The sequence below is a fragment of the SAR202 cluster bacterium genome, assembly GCA_016872355.1.
GTDB lineage: Bacteria > Chloroflexota > Dehalococcoidia > Lucifugimonadales > VGZY01 > VGZY01.
Genome location: VGZY01000065.1, coordinates 1 through 15,748, shown reverse-complemented (window position 1 = coordinate 15,748; position 15,748 = coordinate 1). Strand labels below are relative to the sequence as shown.

Genomic DNA, 15,748 nt, shown 5'->3' with positions numbered 1-15,748 from the left:
TGGGGGGGGGTGCTCGCAACACGTACCCTAGGCCATCCAATGCAGTTCCAGCTCAAGCGCGTCATACTCTTTTGCAACGATATTGAGAAGGTGGCCGAGTTCTACGAGCAGAAGCTCGGCCTCAAGCGAGTGCTCACGACGAACTCGCTGATCGACTTCGACACGGGCGTCGCCCACCTGGCCCTGCACAAGGCCAAGGGCAACGTTGCCAACCAGACGAAGATCGCATTCTATTGCGAGGAAGTGTCGAAGGTCCGCGCCGAGATGATCGCAAAGGGCATCGAAATGGGGAAGGACCCGGGCGACGGCCCGGGCGTGAAGACGTGCGACGGGAAGGACCCGGAAGGGAACGTCTTCCAGCTCTCGAACCGGCCGTAGGCCAGCCACCGCGCGTCCTCCATCGGAGCCGGTTTTAGGTGTTGGGTGTTAGGTGTTGGCTCGAACCAAACACCTAACACCCAACACCCCTCACCCCTTATACCAGTCCCATCTCCTGCCGCACCTCTTGCGGCGTCAAGATGCCGTGGCTCACGTACAGGGCGCGGCGGGTCGCCTTGTCGTTCTCGTTTTCGCGCAGCGCCTCAATGCCGCTCAGGTCGAAGTTGACAGTCCCTAACCACCGGCTCATCGCCTCTCGGTACATCACCAGCTGAGGGACGATCGTGTCTTCCCAGAAGACGCGCCGCGCCGTCGCGAAGTTGGACATATTCAGATGCTCGATGTCGCCCAGCATCGGCTTCGGGACGCCGTAAACGCGGGCGATGTCTTCCAGGCCCCAGCGAAGCGTATGCAGGTACTCCATCTCCCTTGGACTGAAGCCGAGGGATGTCACCCTCATGCCGGGGCTGAGCAGAGCGGGGCGGCGGACATTCTCAACACCGCCGTAGCGGCGCTCCCAACGGTCGTAGAACTCCGTGATCTCGTCGTCGCCCGGGGTATCCGTCGTCTCGATGAACATCCCGGGCATGCTGTCGTTGCGGAGGTTGTTCCGGCTTGCCCGGAGCGCGTCCATTCCCATGTCCGCGGAGAGACGCAGCGGCGCGATGGGGGACAGCCCGGAGTACTCATCCAGCGGGTTGAAGTACCGCATCCACACGACGTCGTCCGGCGTGTACGAGGCCGTTGGGACGCCATTGCTCACGTACACAAAGCCGCGGATGTATCGCCTGGAGTCCGGCACCACGCGCATCCTGTCCGGCCTCAGCGGCCATATCTCGGAGACCTCGCCGGCTTCGTCGCGTTCCAGGCCCCAGAACGCGGAGCCCCACAGCCCAAGGTAGCACTCCGTCGCCCGCCAGAGGTCGCCGCGCGTCCAGAACGGGTTGGGGCGGTCCAGCAGCGCCTGTAGCCGGGCGGCGTTGTCCCCTGTTGCGACCCATGCCACCTGGGCTACGGCGTCTTGCCGCACCTTGATCGCAGCGTAGACCATTGCGGAGCGCGCGAAGTACTCGCCGTAATGCGCCGGGGTCCATGCCGCGCCCGCCCCGGACTCCCGCTCCCACCGAGCGCTCAGCGCCGGCGCGACCCTGCTCGCCCTCTTGTTCTTGCTCCCTGCCCGTCCTGCCCTCATCCCGCCCATCGCAAATTTGAACCTGCTCATCCAGCCTGTCTTCATCTCTTCCTCCCCCTTCATCATTCATACTTCATCCTTCATACTTCGCCTTTATATCCACATCCCGAAGCCGCCGCCGGTTACGGCAAAGGTCATCGCGAGGGCATCTGCCTAGTCCGGCGACCCGCCCATTGTGTGCTTGCCCATGAGCCGGACGGCGCTATCGCCCTCGACGGTGTACTGGCGGCTGGCCACCTGGCCGATGAGCGCGGGGTCGTCGTCCGTATCGATCGACCCTTCCCTGTAGGCTTCCGCCATTCGGAACCACGCCTCCGTAATCCTGTTGGCGTAACGGCGGTTCCTGTCGGAGGCCGAAGCGCCGGCGATAAACGGGACGAGGCGCGTCTTCCGGATCCCCGCCTCTCTGAGCCGGTCCACCACGCCTCCGCCCACGCCCGTGTCGTCCACCACGAGCACGTCGACACGGTTCGCATCGCAGTACCCCTTCAGCCACCCGGCCACCTGCATCGTGTCGCGGCCCTTCACGCGCCAGATAATGCGGGCGTGAGGGCACTGCCTGCGGACCGCCACGGTCTTGTCGTTGCCGAACCTGGCCACATCGCAGGCGACGATAACCGGTCCGGACGGTGTCAGGCCCCTGTTCGCGGCCGCCGTTGCCAGGTGTAGAGGCACCAGCGAGTTATCGAGGCTGTCCGGGAAGCGGCCCAGGACGCCGCCGATGTAGAGCGAGCTGTTCTCGCCCCACTCGTCCTTCCGGTCCCGGATGTCCTGCGCGGACACCATGCCCGGTACGACCGTCCGCCCCTCGATCACGTTCGGCGTGTCGAACGCGCTTATATGCACGGTGCGGTACAGGTGGCGCTTGGAATGGTGGGAGTCGTAGAACGCCCCCGCCATGACGAACGGGTTGCCGGTCATCACGAGCCGCGACGGGTTAAGCCTGCGCATTGCGTTGATGTCCTCTGTGCGCACCGCATGGGCCTCCGTCACCACGACGAGCAGGTTAGGGGAGTGAAATCGCTGGAGGTTGTACGGGGAGTCGGTCGCGAAGCCCAGCGCGAAGCTCTCCTCGCTCACCTCGTACCTCGCGGTGCGGAACATCTTGCCCTGCAGGCGTCCCGCCGCCATGCTGTACGCCCTCCGCATCTCGCTCCAGACGATGTCGTTGACCTGCCGTGTGGTTGGCCCTGTAACGATCGCCTTTGCCGGCGAGGGCTTCTCCATCCACCAGAGCACCAGCCGCGCGGCTGCCCAATCCTTGCCGGAGCCGTTGCACCCAACGACGGAGACCCTCCGGTTCCCGGGCACGGCGTCGAGGAACTCGCGCTGTTTCTGGTAGAGCGGCTCTCCGAGCACCCTCTCAATCCACTTTGACGGAGACTCTTGAATTGCCCCCTTCCCCTTATTTGAGCCGTCAGACGAGTCTGACTCGTCTGACCTTTCGGACTCCACTGACCGGTCACACAAGGCCCGATTCTGGCTCTTTGCTTTATCCTGCGCTTCTTCCACCCTTCCCCTCCTTGATAACAGCGCCAAAACACAAAGGGACAGCCCGCGCGGGTTGTCCCTTTAGAACAAGATTAGCACAAGAAGACACTCTGTCAAGGCAGCCGCAAATGCCTGCCGGCGATACATGCCGGTAAGCCTGGCGGGCGCAACATGATGCAATTACGAAAACCGCCGCCGTTAGGACTTGCCGGGTCCCAAGCGTTCACCGCGTACCAATCGCCGCGCGCCAGTCGTGGAGCAGTGTGCCGTGGTTACCGACCAGGCTGCATGCAAAGCGATTGACACTACATATGTTCGGGTGTACGCTTTTTCGTGAGCGCATCTGAACCATTGTTCATGAAAAATACTGCGTACTTTCCCTCGCTTGCGCGAGGGATTTTTTTACCCCCTTACTGAGGTCTTGTACCCTTCATGACTACCGCTTCGAAGCCGCCCCACGACGCGGCCACCGCCGTTGATAGCCGGCAGACGGCGCCGCAGGACTCCACCGCCCCGGTCACCCTCTCTGTCGGGTCCGCCTCGGCGAAGGACATCTCCATTGCGCACCCTTCGAGTGGGTGGCGGGATGGCAGCCGTGTGTTTGCGCCGCCGCTGCCGCCGGGCTCGAGGAAGAGCGCGATCAATTCCGAGTATGACCGGCCGGAGCGCAAGCGCGGCGCGCGGTTGATGCTCATCGAGTCGCTTTCCAGCGCCGTCCCTGCCGGCATACAGGGCAACCTCCTGGGTGGCTTCGCGCTCAAGCTTGGCGCAACGAGCTTCCAGATGGGCATGTACAGCGCGATCGTGGACATGTTCATCGCCGTTTCTCTCATGTTCGCCGCGCATATCGTGCGGCTGCTGGGCGGCCGGAAGCGCATGCTCATCGCTACGATGCTCGCCGGCGCGTTGCCCTGGGTGTTCCTGGCAGTCGTTCCTCTCATGTCCGAGTCGGTGCGGGTCTGGGCGATGATCCCGTTGGCCGGTGCGGCTACGGCGCTCATGATCCTGGGCGACCCTGCCTGGAACAGTTGGATGTCAGATCTGGTGCCTTCCAGCCGGCGCGGCCGTTACCTGGGCGTGCGCGGCTCGATGGTCACGCTGACGACGATGTCCGTCGGCATGTCCGCCGCGGCGGTGCTGGACAGGCTGCACGGCGCGGTGATGTGGGGCTTTGCGGCGGCATTCCTTGTGGCAGCCGCGGCGAGAATAGTCTCACTCGTCATCTATACGCGTATACCCGATCCAAGGCCGGACCTGAAGCTGCACATGGGGCCGATGCCCTGGACGCAGTTCAGGCAGATGAACAGGAGCGTGCTGGGGCGCTACAACAAGTTCCTGCTCCTGTTCCACTTTGCGGCCGGCATAGGCAGCCCCTTCTTCAGTGTGTATCTACTGAGAGACCTGGGCGTTTCTTTCACGGTTTACGTGGGCCTGAACATGGTCTGCAACATCGCGGTAGCCCTGACAATGCCGTGGTGGGGCCGTTTAGTAGACAGGCGCGGCAACATGTTCGTCCTTGTGCTCTCGGGACTTGCCGTAGCCCTGTGGCCGATCGTCCATGTATTTTCGACCTCCATCCTTTACCTGTTTGTCGCGTACGCGGTCGTGGGAATGACGCAGGCCGGCTGGGGCATAGTGCTCTACAACTTCGTGCTCGAGCGCTCTGAGGATACGATGCGGACCTCTGCCGTTGGGTACTCCAGGGGCGTGATTTCCCTTGGAATGTTCACGGGCGCGCTTCTGGGCGGCCTGATCGCCACGCGCGTGCCGGCGATGTTCGGCTACCCGCTTCTGACGATGTGCGTGATAACTACTGTGCTGCGCGTTGCGAGCATCGGCGTGCTGCCGAGCGTACTGAAGGATGAGAGCAACGAGGGACAGGGGTACTTCTCACGGCTGGCGGGACTGCTCCGCTCTCCGAAACAAAGACTGACGTGACGACAGTAGCGACCGATGTACAACCGAGCGTTTTTTCCGAGTACGAGCGGCCGGAGAGGAAGCGCGGCGCTCGGCTGATGCTTGTCGAGTCGAATTTCGGCTGCGTGCCGGAGGCGGTCCAGTCGAACCTCCTGGCTGCGTTCGCCATCAGGCTCGGCGCCTCCACCTTCCAGGTCGGCATTCTGAGCGCGGTTGTGAATATGTTCATTGCCGCCTCGCTTATGTTCGCTGCCAGGCTCGTGGGCCTGATGGGCGGGCGCAAGCGGATGCTTCTGGCGACGATGGCTGTGGGCGCGCTGCCATGGGTCTTCATCTCACTCGTTCCGCTCCTTCCTGAAGGCGCGAGGGTGTGGGCGCTTATCCCGATAGGTGGCGTCGCCGTGGCGCTCTTCGTCGTGGCTGACCCTGTCTGGGGAAGCTGGATGTCCGATCTTGTGCCGGTGCACCGGCGAGGCCGCTACCTGGGCCTGCGGATGTCCATGGTAAGCGTGACGACGATGGCTGTGGGACTCTGCGGGGCGTTTGTCCTTGACCTGCTGCACGACGCGGTGCTGTGGGGGTTCGTTGCGGCGTTCAGCGTAGCTGCGGCTGCCAGGCTGGTTTCCCTTGCGTTCTACTGGCGGATTGTGGACCCGAGGCCTGAGCTCAAGCTGCAGCCGGGACCAATGCCGTGGAAGATGTTCTACGGTCTCCGGAGCAGCCTTTTGGGAAGGTACAACATCTTTCTTTTGTGGTACCACATCGGCATTGGTTTCGGGACGCCGTTCTTCAGCGTGTACCTGCTGCGCGATCTCGACTTGAAGTACACGGTCTTCGTGGCCCTGAACATGGTGCAGTTCGTCACTATGGCGCTCACGCTGCCCTGGTGGGGAAAGGTCTGCGACCGGCGCGGGAACATGTTTGTGCTGGTTGTCACGGGCATAACCAACGGTCTCTGGCCGCTGGTGCACCTGGTTTCGCCCAACCTCTGGTACCTGACGACAGCGTACGCAATCGTGGGGGCGGTCACCGCGGGATGGGCGATAGTGCTCTACAACTTCGTGCTGGAGCACTCTGAGGAGGGCGCGCGGCCGTCCGCCGTCGGGTATGCCCGGAGCATGATGGCAGCCGGTCTGTTCATCGGCGCAATCATCGGCGGGGTCATCGCGTCCAGGGTGCCTGGCATCTTCGGCTACTCTCTTCTAACGATGTTCGCAGTCAGCGCCGTGATAAGAACGGCCTCCGTCTTCGCAGTTCTGCAGTTCGTCCGCGGGACGAGCGGGAGATCGTTCCGTGCTTCACTAGTGGACCTGTTCAGGGCGGCCCCGGCTAAGCCGGCGCGGCAAAAGACCGAATAACATATGACACAAGCTGCAATAGACAAGCCGACTTCACTGACATCCGAGTACGACCGCCCCGAACGGAAGCGCGGCGCGCGGATCATGTTCATAGAGGTCATCCCCGGGGCGATAACCCTCGCGGTCTTCCAGAACCTGCTCGCACCGTTTGCCGTATGGCTTGGGGCCAGCACCTTCCAGATGGGCGTGTACAGCGGGGCGGTGGAGCTCACGTGCGCCTCCGCGCAGCTCAGGGCCGCGCACTTCGTGAAGTGGTGCGGCGGGCGCAAGCGCATGCTCATGACGATCATCCTGCTTGGCGCGCTGCCGTTCTTGCTCCTGGCGGCGGTGCCGTGGCTACCGGCCGAATACAGAGTATGGACGATGATAGCGCTGAGCGCGCTCGGCGTCGCGCTCTTCCTGCTGGGCGACGGGCCATGGGGGAGCTGGATATCCGACATGGTGCCCGCGTTCCGCCGGGGCAAGTACCTGGGGATGCGAGGGTCGTTGGCGACACTGGTCGCGGTTGGGGTCGGCGTGGGCGCTGCATTCTCACTGGACATCCTGGGCGACGCGGCGGTATGGGGCTTCGTGATGGCGTTTGTGGTGGCTACCGCCGCGAGGCTTATCTCCGCCGCCATGTTCACGCAGGTGGTGGACCCGCGGCCCGGGATGCGGCTCAAGCCCGCCGTGTCTCTCTACGGCCAGTTTGCGAAGATGGGACAGAGCGTGCTCGGGAGGTACAACCTCTTCATTCTCATCTTCCACATAGGGATGGGTTCGAGCGTGCCGTTCATAGCCGTGTACATGCTGCGCGATCTGGAGGTCAGCTACACGGTGTTCGTGGGGCTGGGCGTGATCATGAACATCGCCGTCATGGCGGCGATGCCGCTCTTCGGCAGGATCGCGGACAGGAAGGGCAACCTCCACGTGCTGTGGCTGTCCACGCCGGGAATGGCAACGTGGCCACTCGTATTCCTAGTCTCCGGCAACATCTGGTTCCTGCTTGTAATGTTTATTCAGGTGGGGATATTCACGGCCGCATGGAACCTGGCTACCTTCAACTTCGTGCTGGAGCAGTCCGACCTCGAGGAGCGGCCGGCGGCCCTCGGCTCCTTCAGGGCGATGGCGTCCCTGGGTACGTTCATCGGGGCGGTCGGCGGAGGCATCATTGCCTCCCGCCTGCCTGAGATATTCGAGTTCCAGGTGCTCACGCTTCTGCTCATTGCGGGGCTGTTCAGGGGGCTGGCCGTTGCCGTCTTCCTGCCGCGCGTGATGGGCCGCCCGGTTCATTTGACTGCCCCTACCTGAATATATAGAATGTAGTTGCATTGTCAAATTTCTTTGTAACAGGTATGGAGAACGATTCATGACGCAGGCGGCAACGATCACACGGGAGGACGTTCTCCAGGCGCTCAAGGACGTTTTCGACCCCGAGATACCGGTCAATGTGGTTGACCTTGGGCTTGTCTATGGTTGCGAGGTTGACGAGGGCAACGTGAAGGTCAAGATGACGCTCACGTTCGCGGGCTGCGGCATGGGTCCGTATATCGCCCAGCAGGCGGAGTGGCGCATCGCGGAGCTGGAGGGCGTGGAAGACGTTGAGGTTGAGATGGTCTACGACCCGCCGTGGACGCCGGAGATGATCACAGAAGACGGCAAGGCAATCCTGGGGCTGGACTAGGGTTTCAGGTCGGTGGCAGTTAGAAGTTGGTCGTTGGCAAATACAAGGCCAGCAGGCCGGGCACGAAGGACGCGATGACACAGGAACACGGACACGAAGGTCACTCTCACGAGGGCCATGCCCATGCCGCGCCGAGGCAGGTAGGGCAGCAGCAGGCCGGGCCGCAATCGGCCCAGGCGGCGCAGGCCCGCGCCAAGATCGAGCAGATGAAGCGCACCTGGGAGCAGAAGCGGAACATCGCCAACTCCCTGGGCAGAATCAAGTACAAGATAGGCGTCTACAGCGGCAAGGGCGGGGTGGGCAAGACCACCGTCGCGTGCAATTTGGCCGTCACGCTGGCCCAGGAGGGCGCGCGAGTCGGCATCCTGGATGTCGATATCGACTGCCCCAACGTGGTGCGGGCGATGAAGGTGTCCGAGCCGCCGCTGGTGACCGAGGACAAAAAGCTCATGCCCCCGGAGCGCTACGGCGTGCGCGTGATGTCCATGGGCTTCTTCCAGCAGAAGGAAGAAGAGGCGATCATCTGGCGCGGGCCGATGATCCACAACGCCATCAGCCAGCTCCTGCAGTCGACCGACTGGGGCGACCTGGATTACTTGCTCATCGACCTCCCTCCGGGCACCTCCGACGCGCCGCTGACCATCATGCAGTCGCTGACGATGGACGGCTTCGTGATCGTCGCTACGCCGCAGGAGCTCGCCAGGATCGACGCCATGCGTTCGATTAACATGATCAAGACGCTGAAGATTAATGTTCTGGGCATTGTTGAGAACTTCTCAGGCGAGATGTTCGGCTCCGGCGGAGGTGAGGACCTTGCCGTGGAGATGGGCCTGCCGTTCCTGGGCAGGCTGGAGATGCGCAAGGAGTACCGAGACACCTCCAAGCCGGCCACTGTGACCAGCAGGCAGGTGTTCAAGGAGTACCAGCACGTTGTGGAGCAGCTAAAGGCACAACTGTCGAAGCTGGAAGTCGGCGCGGCAAAGTAGTCCCGCCGGCGCAGTGAGAAGGAATGTGAGGGCCCGTCACAAGACGGGCCTTTTCTATTGCCCGTCGGGGATGTATCCCATCTATTCCGGTGGTACGAATACCACAACATGTGGTGCTGTGAAGGACAGGATTCGCAAGATATTGACAAACGTGCGAAGTTGATGTAAGATTGTCGAAACTAATGAAGGAGGATTTCAGATGGCGCATCACGAAAAGCCCGCAGCGAAGCCCGCAGGTGGCAAGGCCGCACCGGCCGCCAAGCCCTCCGCACCCGCGGCCAAGCCAGCGGCCCCGAAGAAGAAGTAACAAGGTCCGTCCTGCTAGTCAAAAGGCCCCTGGATCTCCGGGGGCCTTTTATGTTTGCGGGTGCGGGGTACCGCCGGTTTCAGCCGGCGCCCACGGCCTGGTACACCTCGTCCAGCCATGCCGTCATCTCCGCAGTGCCGTCGTTGCTCTGGTGCCAACTGCCGTCCGGCTGCTGCATCGCGATGATGTTATCGCCAATGCGTATGGCCATGTCGCGGTACTTTGACTCACCGGTCAGAGTCCACAGCACCGAGGCCGCCCAGGCCACCTTCCCCGCGCGGCCAAGCTTCATCAGGTAGTCGCTCGCGCCCTCGGCGACCACCATGTACTTCTTCGCCATCTCGAGCCACTCTCGCTCGCCGGTCGCCATGAACAGCTTCGAAAGGAAGCCGCCTGCGATGCCGGGGTGGAAGAAGTACTGGTCGCGCTGGGCGTCCTGGCTCATGACGTATCGGGTCTCGGTGGCCGGGTCCAGCTTCGTGATCAGCCCCTGCGCCTTCGTGTAGACGGAGTAAAGCTGTTTTGGGAAGTTGGGCTGCTGCTCCATGAGCGTGCGCATCCACCTGCCGACCCCTCGCGCGACGTCGATGTGGCCCGTGATGAGCGCCGCCTGGCCGCAGCCGGAGACCACCCACAGGTCCATCTCCGTGGTGCTCTTGCGCTCCGTGACGCTTGAGAAGAACCCGCCGCTCTCCTCGTCCCAGGTGCGCAGCATGAAGTCCATCCCGCGCATCGAGAGGTCGTACTGCTGCAGCTTGTGCGCGCCGATTACAACCCAGGCGTTGTAGTAGTTGTAGTAATAGCCGTTCGCCTCCGGCGGGCGTGGGCCGAGGTCGCCTTCAGCGGTCATGCCGTTGCGGCGCACCCAATTGCAGATGGAGTTGGCTGCGTGTGTCTCCCCGGCGACCTGCAGCGCCCAGATGACCTTGTAATAATCGGTGACGCCCTTCGCGGGGCTGCCGAAGCTGCCGTCCGGGTGCACGTTGCGGAGAAGGTAGGCGGCGCCTTTGTCGCGGGCTGCGCGGAAGCGGTCCATGGTGTGACTGCTTAACGGTGGATTTGGACGCCGTTCATTCCAAGACGTGGATGGTCTTGGCACGTCCCGGCTGCTCAATTCACTATTCACTATTCTCAATTCACTATTCAGACCAGGTGGCCCACCGCCTGGTCGATCTCGTCCATCCAGGCCACGCGCTCCGCGGTGGACTCAATGTTTGCGGCGTTGCCGCCGACGGTGGTCCACCAGCCCTCAGGCGACTGGAGCGCGACCAGGTTGTGGCCGATTCGTATGGCCATGTCGCGGTACTTCGCCTGGCCGGTCATAGTGTACAGGATAGAGGCGGCATAGCCGACCTTCCCGGCGCGGACGATCTTGAAGAGGAAGTCGCTTGCGTTCTCCGGGAATCGCATGTACTCCGTGGCGAGGTCCAGCCAGCGGCGCTCGCCTGTGGCCTGGTATAGCCGCGCAAGGAACGCCGCCGCCGCGCCGGGCTGAAAGAACTGCTGGTCGACGGTCGTCTGCGCGTTCACCAGGTAGCGGCCGCCGGTATCTTTCGTATGCAGTCCCGCGTCGCGGGAGTAGACGGTGTAGATCTGTGCAGGGAAGTTCGGCTGTGCGTTCATGACAGTCTCGAACCACTTTCCGGTGCCGCGCGCAAGCTCCAAGCGGCCTGTCTGAAGGGCCGCAAGGCCGCCGAAGGCGACGATAAACATGTCCTGGAGATTGCCGACATCGCCCTTCTCGGCGGCGGAGTAAAAGCCGCCGTTGTCGGGGTCGTGGTAGCTCGTGAGGAAGTCCATGCCCCGGCGGGCGATATCGAGCTGGCCCAGGCGGTGCGCGGCGATGACGATCCACATGTTGTGGTACGTGTAGTCGTAGTCCTGCGGCCCGGACGGCCTGGGGCCAAAGTCGCCCTTGTCCGTCATCCCGGTGCGGCGCACCCAGTCAAGGATGCGGTTAGCCTCGTTGGAGTAGCCGGAACACTGGAGGGCCCATACGGTCTTGTAGTACTGGCCGGTGCCGAGCTTAATGTCGCCGTAGGAGCCGTCCTTGTTCATGCGCGCGAGCAGGAAGCAGGCGCCGACATCGCGGGAGTCGCGGAAGCGGGATATAGGGGGACCTCCTGGTCGGATGGAGTTAAAAGCCATCACGACGAAGGGTAACACGTTTATAGTGGGACTGCCAGTTACCAACGCCTTCGGACATCCCCCTGACCCCCTTCTATCGCTTCGCTCTGAAGGGGGAATGAGAAAATATCCGTGGGGCTTCGCCCCAAACCCCAGCCAGGGTTTCGCCCTCTGTACTCCCAAAGGCAAGGGATACCCGGGAAGGTGTGGCTCGCTCTGGTACCGGACACCGCCCAGACCTCTCTCCCCCTGGCCCCCTCTCTCCGTGCACGGAGAGAGGGGGAACAGTACCCTGGGGCTCCGCCCCAGACCCCGGTGCGGGGCTTCGCCCCGTACCCCACTGAGGGCTGCGCCTCAGACTCCCATCGAGGCAACTGCCCGGAGATAACCCGCCGAGCCGAGGGCTCGGCTTCAGAACCCCTTCCCTCTCAGGGAAGGGCCAGGGGTTAGGTGGCTGCTTGTTCCCTCCTCTCCCCGAGGGAGAGGCCTTTGGGTGCTTTGACCCAAAGGGTGAGGGCTAACGGCTGCTCCGGCTGTTACCGTACCCCGTACCTCGCTCTGGCCCCCGATATCGCAGATCCCGTATGACCCTTGGGAATCGGGAAGTCCTCGAATCGGGGCCGTACCCCGTACCCCTCTAGTACCTTACGCCCCGCACATTCTCTATCGACTGCGTTATCTCGCCGCGCTCTACGCGCTTCAGTGTGGCCACCACCTGCTCGTTGACGGGTGTTGCGATGCCGATCTCGCGGCCCTTGGTCACGATATGACCGTTGAGGAAGTCTATCTCCGTTTTGCGGCGTTTCATCAGGTCCTGGGCCATGGAGGGGCGGCCGATCCCGAGCGCCTTGCTGCGCTCTACCATCTCACCTTCAAGCGCTTCCATCTTTGCGCCGTCCTGCATCGCCTCCGTGAAGCGCGCGGCGGCGATGCCGCCGATGGGGCCGACGCTCACGCCGAGCGCCGTGGCAACCTGGGTGAGCTCGTGCGCGACGCGGATGGTGAGCTTGCGCGGGACGGGGTTCTGGTAGACCTCGGCGGTCTTGAGGCCGCCCATGCCGGCGAGGGAGTTGCCCATTGCGTTGACGGACAGCTTGCCCCAGCGCTCGCCCCAGAGGTTGGTCGTCGTCTTGGACAGCCCGACGGTGCCCATGACCTTGCAGAGCTTCTCAAGGCGCGGCGACACGAGTCCGCTCGGCTCGCCCATCGTGAAGGCAGTGCGGTCGGTCCATGGGCTCGTGCGCTGCGGCCTGCCGGGCTCGTATATTGCTGCGCCAAGGGTGATCACCAGGCCGACGACGCGCGTCCAGCCGAGGACCGTGGCGATGGATTCCTCGTTGATGCCGTTCTGGGCCGAGACGACGTAGCCGCCGGGCGCGAGGTAGGGCTCGATGAACTTCGAGGCCCACGCGGTGTCGAACGACTTGAAGGCGAGGAAGACGATGTCGAAGGACTTGTTTGCCGCCGAGAGCTCCCCCAGGTGGAGGGCGGTCGACTTGACGTTGAACTCCTCCTCCATCGTCTTGACGGTGATGCCGTCCGCCTTGATCTTCTCGACGTTCGCGGGCCAGGTGTCGATGAGCGTCACGTCGTAGCCCGCGCGTGCGAGGCTGCCGCCGATGAGGCCGCCGATTGCGCCGACGCCGAGAACGCCGATACGGGTGTTATCTATTTACGCAGTTCCTTTGATTGTCAGTTTCGCTTCCGCCCCGGCTTCGACGCGCTTGCGGTCGATGGGGATGTACTTGTGCTTTCCGGAGAGCCATGTCTGGGACTGGTCGCAATAGTTCTTGCTGCCCGGGTTGCCGGACGTGCCGGAGGAGTCCGCCGACCACAGGCCGGGCGGGTCCTCTGCGAGGTCGGCATTGATCCGGTAGTTCGCGCCCAGCGCCGCCATGTAGTTGGGGTCGAAGCCGGTGTTGCAGACCGTCGTGCCGTTGCCGTGGCACGGATCGCCCCCGCGGTCGAGGAGCTCGCCCAGGCTGCCCCTGCCGGAGAGCAGGTGCGCCAGCTTGAGGCGATGCAGGTTGCCCCAGTTCCAGTTGTCCATGTCCTTGCCGAACTTGCCCTCCAGGAAGGCGATTGCCTCCAGCATAGAGCCGGAGACGGCGTCCTCGTACTTGCGCTTCGAGAACCATCCGAGCTTGTCGCCGGCGAGCAGCTCCACGGCGATGCCGCCCGCAGCGCCCGCCATGACCATGACGGAGTCCGGCGTGAACCGCTCGGCCGCTATCGCTTCGCACCACTTCTGGAAGAAGATGTCGAATATCGAGGCGGCAACGCGGTCGGGCTCCATGCGGCTGTCCCAGGACTTGAGGCACTTTACAGCGGCCTTGATTTTGGGGTCCGGGTGGTGCTCCAGCAGCCGTACGATACCGGGGACACACTCGACGGCGCGGATGGAGAGGACATCGCGCTGCATGCGGGCGAAGTCCTCGCGGGTGAACTTCTCCTGCTCCTCAAGCATCTGGCGGATGCGCATGGCGCGGTGGCCACTGCTCCAGGTTCCGCCAAGCGGGTAGGGGAAGTCCTCCGGCGCGGTGCGGTTGTTGGCGGTGCGTATCCAGCCGTTGGTGGGGTCGGACAGCTCCGGCATGCGCTCGAACGGCGTGACGCCCTTCCACTGGTGCGCGGGGTCCCAGCCGGGACGGAAGGCGCGGTCCCAGCCGTCGCGGATGGGCAGGCGGCCGCTGCACTTGTAGCCGATGTGGCCCTCGCGGTCGGCGAAGACAAAGCTCAGAGTAGGGACAAACCACCCCTTCAGCGTGCCGCGCGCCTCGGAGGCGGTCTTCGACTGGTTGAAGGCGAGCATGCTGGTGATCTCATCGGAGATCGAAGCGCCCAGCCACTTGATCGTCACCGGACCCATCTTGCGGAGCGGCGCGGGCAGGATCTCGTCGACGATTGGGCCGTTGCGGGAGTATTTGACCGACTTTTTGACCGTCTGGCCGCCCTTGACCTTTATCTCCTCGACGATCTCCTTCGCCTTCTCCCACTTGCCATCGTACAGGAAGTGGCCGGTGTGGGCGGCGTCCGTCTTCTCGGCGTACAAATCGCGCTGCGAGCAAATGTTGTTCGTGATGCCCCAGGCGATGCGGTCGTTCCGGCCGAAGAGGATGCCGGGGACGCCGACATATCCGGAGCCGACGGCGTTGAACGCCCCGCCGGAGAAGTGCGCCTCGTACCAGCAGTTGGCCGCGCCGAAGGCGATGTGCGGGTCGCTGGCGACCATAGCCGCGCCCGAGGCGCTGCGCGAGGGGGCGACGACCCAGTTGTTGCTGCCGATGCCCTCGTTAGGGTCGCTGATGACCTCGCCTACGGGCTCCTCCCAGGTCCGGCGGGGCTCGTAGGAGCCGGGCGGGATGATCGACTCGTTGTCGGCCTCGCCCTTCAGGAAGAGCTTGTAGAGCGGGCCGTCGCCGAGCGTGCGCTTCGCCAGCTCAGGGATGGCGATGACGGGCATGCGGCCAGTCAGGTACCACTGGAACTCCTTCCACACGGCGACGGAGTCCTGCGGAGTCCACGGCGCGGGCTTGTAGTCCAGCAGCGCGAACTCGATGGGGAGCTTGTCTTTTGATTGCTCGATGACGGCGTTGATGCCGTCCGAGAAGCACTGGAGGCGTTTGTGCGTTTGCGGCGGGAGTTTCTTGACCGTGAGGCGGGAGAGGCGGTTGAAGCCGATGGTGCGGGCGACGGTGTCCAGCTCCAGGCCGGAGGGGCCGAGGACCTCGGACAGCGTGCCCATCGCGCGGCGGCGGTAGTAGTCCAGCTGGAACAGGCGGTCCTGGGCCATCGCGTAGCCGTAGCCGAAGAAGACTGCGTCGTCCGTGGAGCCGTAGATGTGCGGGACGCCCCACCTGTCGCGGATGATCTCGACGTCGCCGCTCAGCTTCGCCTTCTTGGAGCCCGCCGTATCGGCCACGCGGGCCGTGGCCTGCCGGCTGAACCAGTCGCGGAAGGCGTCCGCCTTCATACCGGCGGCGGCGGCGACCTTGTCCATCGGCTCGCCGGCGCCGAGGCGAATGAGAGCGTCCTTGTCCGTCAGGGTCATGTCAGGCTCCTTATGTGTTACGTATGGCCGGCGCCCAGCTACCCCGACCTAACCCCTGCCCCTTCCCTGAGGAGACCTTTGCATAACCCGGGGTAGAGGCGATAATCATACATGTGCGAGGAAGATATAGCAAAATGGAGTGAGCCATGCACCGCAATATGGGAAACCCGTCCATGATCGAAGCGTTCCTTCCCGAGCAGGTTGGGCGTAACGAGCGATTGGAGAGGATAGCCCAAGTTGTGGACTGGGAAAAGATGGGAAAGCTGGTGTCAGATATC

Annotated in this window: 13 protein-coding genes and 1 pseudogene; 8 read left to right on the top strand and 6 right to left on the bottom strand. The window is 63.4% G+C overall.

Features of this window, described 5'->3' with window-relative positions; translation table 11 throughout:
* Positions 1–39: 39 nt before the first annotated feature.
* Positions 40–378, top strand: coding sequence for a hypothetical protein (locus FJ319_11875; protein MBM3934975.1), 339 nt, complete (start codon positions 40–42; stop codon positions 376–378).
* 97 nt (positions 379–475) lie between these two features.
* On the opposite strand, the gene FJ319_11870 is transcribed toward FJ319_11875, so the two are convergent.
* Positions 476–1,636 (bottom strand): phage portal protein, encoded by a 1,161-nt coding sequence (locus FJ319_11870; protein MBM3934974.1) that lies wholly within the window; start codon positions 1,634–1,636, stop codon positions 476–478.
* Between the two features lie 87 nt (positions 1,637–1,723).
* On the bottom strand, positions 1,724–3,082 hold the full coding sequence (locus FJ319_11865) for a hypothetical protein (GenBank protein ID MBM3934973.1): 1,359 nt from the start codon (positions 3,080–3,082) through the stop codon (positions 1,724–1,726).
* A 411-nt stretch (positions 3,083–3,493) separates the two neighbouring features.
* Between FJ319_11865 and FJ319_11860 the strand changes: the two genes are divergently transcribed.
* From FJ319_11860 to FJ319_11835, 6 genes and pseudogenes are all read left to right on the top strand, one after another.
* Positions 3,494–4,999: an MFS transporter gene (locus tag FJ319_11860; protein MBM3934972.1), complete on the top strand. Its 1,506-nt coding sequence runs from the start codon at positions 3,494–3,496 to the stop codon at positions 4,997–4,999.
* A complete protein-coding gene (locus tag FJ319_11855) occupies positions 4,996–6,336 on the top strand; it encodes an MFS transporter (protein MBM3934971.1) in 1,341 nt (446 codons plus the stop codon). Before FJ319_11860 ends, FJ319_11855 begins: the two co-directional genes overlap by 4 nt.
* A 3-nt stretch (positions 6,337–6,339) precedes the next feature.
* Positions 6,340–7,626 carry an MFS transporter gene (locus tag FJ319_11850; protein MBM3934970.1) on the top strand — a complete coding sequence of 429 codons (1,287 nt, stop codon included), beginning with the start codon at positions 6,340–6,342 and terminating at the stop codon, positions 7,624–7,626.
* 58 nt (positions 7,627–7,684) lie between these two features.
* Positions 7,685–7,999 carry a metal-sulfur cluster assembly factor gene (locus FJ319_11845; protein ID MBM3934969.1) on the top strand — a complete coding sequence of 105 codons (315 nt, stop codon included), beginning with the start codon at positions 7,685–7,687 and terminating at the stop codon, positions 7,997–7,999.
* A gap of 26 nt (positions 8,000–8,025) precedes the next feature.
* The gene (locus FJ319_11840; GenBank protein MBM3934968.1) at positions 8,026–8,985 is read left to right on the top strand and encodes an Mrp/NBP35 family ATP-binding protein; all 960 of its coding nucleotides are present in this window, start codon (positions 8,026–8,028) and stop codon (positions 8,983–8,985) included.
* Positions 8,986–9,202: 217 nt separating this feature from the next.
* A pseudogene (locus FJ319_11835) lies at positions 9,203–9,292 on the top strand (histone H1).
* Between the two features lie 79 nt (positions 9,293–9,371).
* Here FJ319_11835 and FJ319_11830 read toward each other — a convergent pair.
* From FJ319_11830 to FJ319_11815, 4 genes are all read right to left on the bottom strand, one after another.
* Positions 9,372–10,328, bottom strand: coding sequence for a hypothetical protein (locus FJ319_11830; GenBank protein ID MBM3934967.1), 957 nt, complete (start codon positions 10,326–10,328; stop codon positions 9,372–9,374).
* Positions 10,329–10,435: 107 nt separating this feature from the next.
* Complete coding sequence (locus FJ319_11825) at positions 10,436–11,440, bottom strand: hypothetical protein (protein ID MBM3934966.1); 1,005 nt, start codon at positions 11,438–11,440, stop codon at positions 10,436–10,438.
* A 616-nt stretch (positions 11,441–12,056) separates the two neighbouring features.
* Positions 12,057–13,091 carry a 2-dehydropantoate 2-reductase gene (locus tag FJ319_11820; protein MBM3934965.1) on the bottom strand — a complete coding sequence of 345 codons (1,035 nt, stop codon included), beginning with the start codon at positions 13,089–13,091 and terminating at the stop codon, positions 12,057–12,059.
* Positions 13,092–15,470: a penicillin acylase family protein gene (locus tag FJ319_11815; GenBank protein MBM3934964.1), complete on the bottom strand. Its 2,379-nt coding sequence runs from the start codon at positions 15,468–15,470 to the stop codon at positions 13,092–13,094.
* Between the two features lie 146 nt (positions 15,471–15,616).
* Between FJ319_11815 and FJ319_11810 the strand changes: the two genes are divergently transcribed.
* Positions 15,617–15,748, top strand: a 132-nt coding sequence (locus tag FJ319_11810; GenBank protein MBM3934963.1) for an IS5/IS1182 family transposase, incomplete at its 3' end; no start/stop codon positions are given.

What these genes read in the sequence shown, in the direction of transcription:
- FJ319_11845 (MBM3934969.1), top strand. Translation starts at nt 7,685, where the DNA reads ATGACGCAGGCGGCAACGATCACACGGGAGGACGTTCTCCAGGCGCTC.
- FJ319_11860 (MBM3934972.1), top strand. Translation starts at nt 3,494, where the DNA reads ATGACTACCGCTTCGAAGCCGCCCCACGACGCGGCCACCGCCGTTGAT.
- FJ319_11815 (MBM3934964.1), bottom strand. Translation starts at nt 15,470, where the DNA reads ATGACCCTGACGGACAAGGACGCTCTCATTCGCCTCGGCGCCGGCGAG.
- FJ319_11870 (MBM3934974.1), bottom strand. Translation starts at nt 1,636, where the DNA reads ATGATGAAGGGGGAGGAAGAGATGAAGACAGGCTGGATGAGCAGGTTC.
- FJ319_11830 (MBM3934967.1), bottom strand. Translation starts at nt 10,328, where the DNA reads ATGGACCGCTTCCGCGCAGCCCGCGACAAAGGCGCCGCCTACCTTCTC.
- FJ319_11875 (MBM3934975.1), top strand. Translation starts at nt 40, where the DNA reads ATGCAGTTCCAGCTCAAGCGCGTCATACTCTTTTGCAACGATATTGAG.
- FJ319_11850 (MBM3934970.1), top strand. Translation starts at nt 6,340, where the DNA reads ATGACACAAGCTGCAATAGACAAGCCGACTTCACTGACATCCGAGTAC.
- FJ319_11825 (MBM3934966.1), bottom strand. Translation starts at nt 11,440, where the DNA reads ATGGCTTTTAACTCCATCCGACCAGGAGGTCCCCCTATATCCCGCTTC.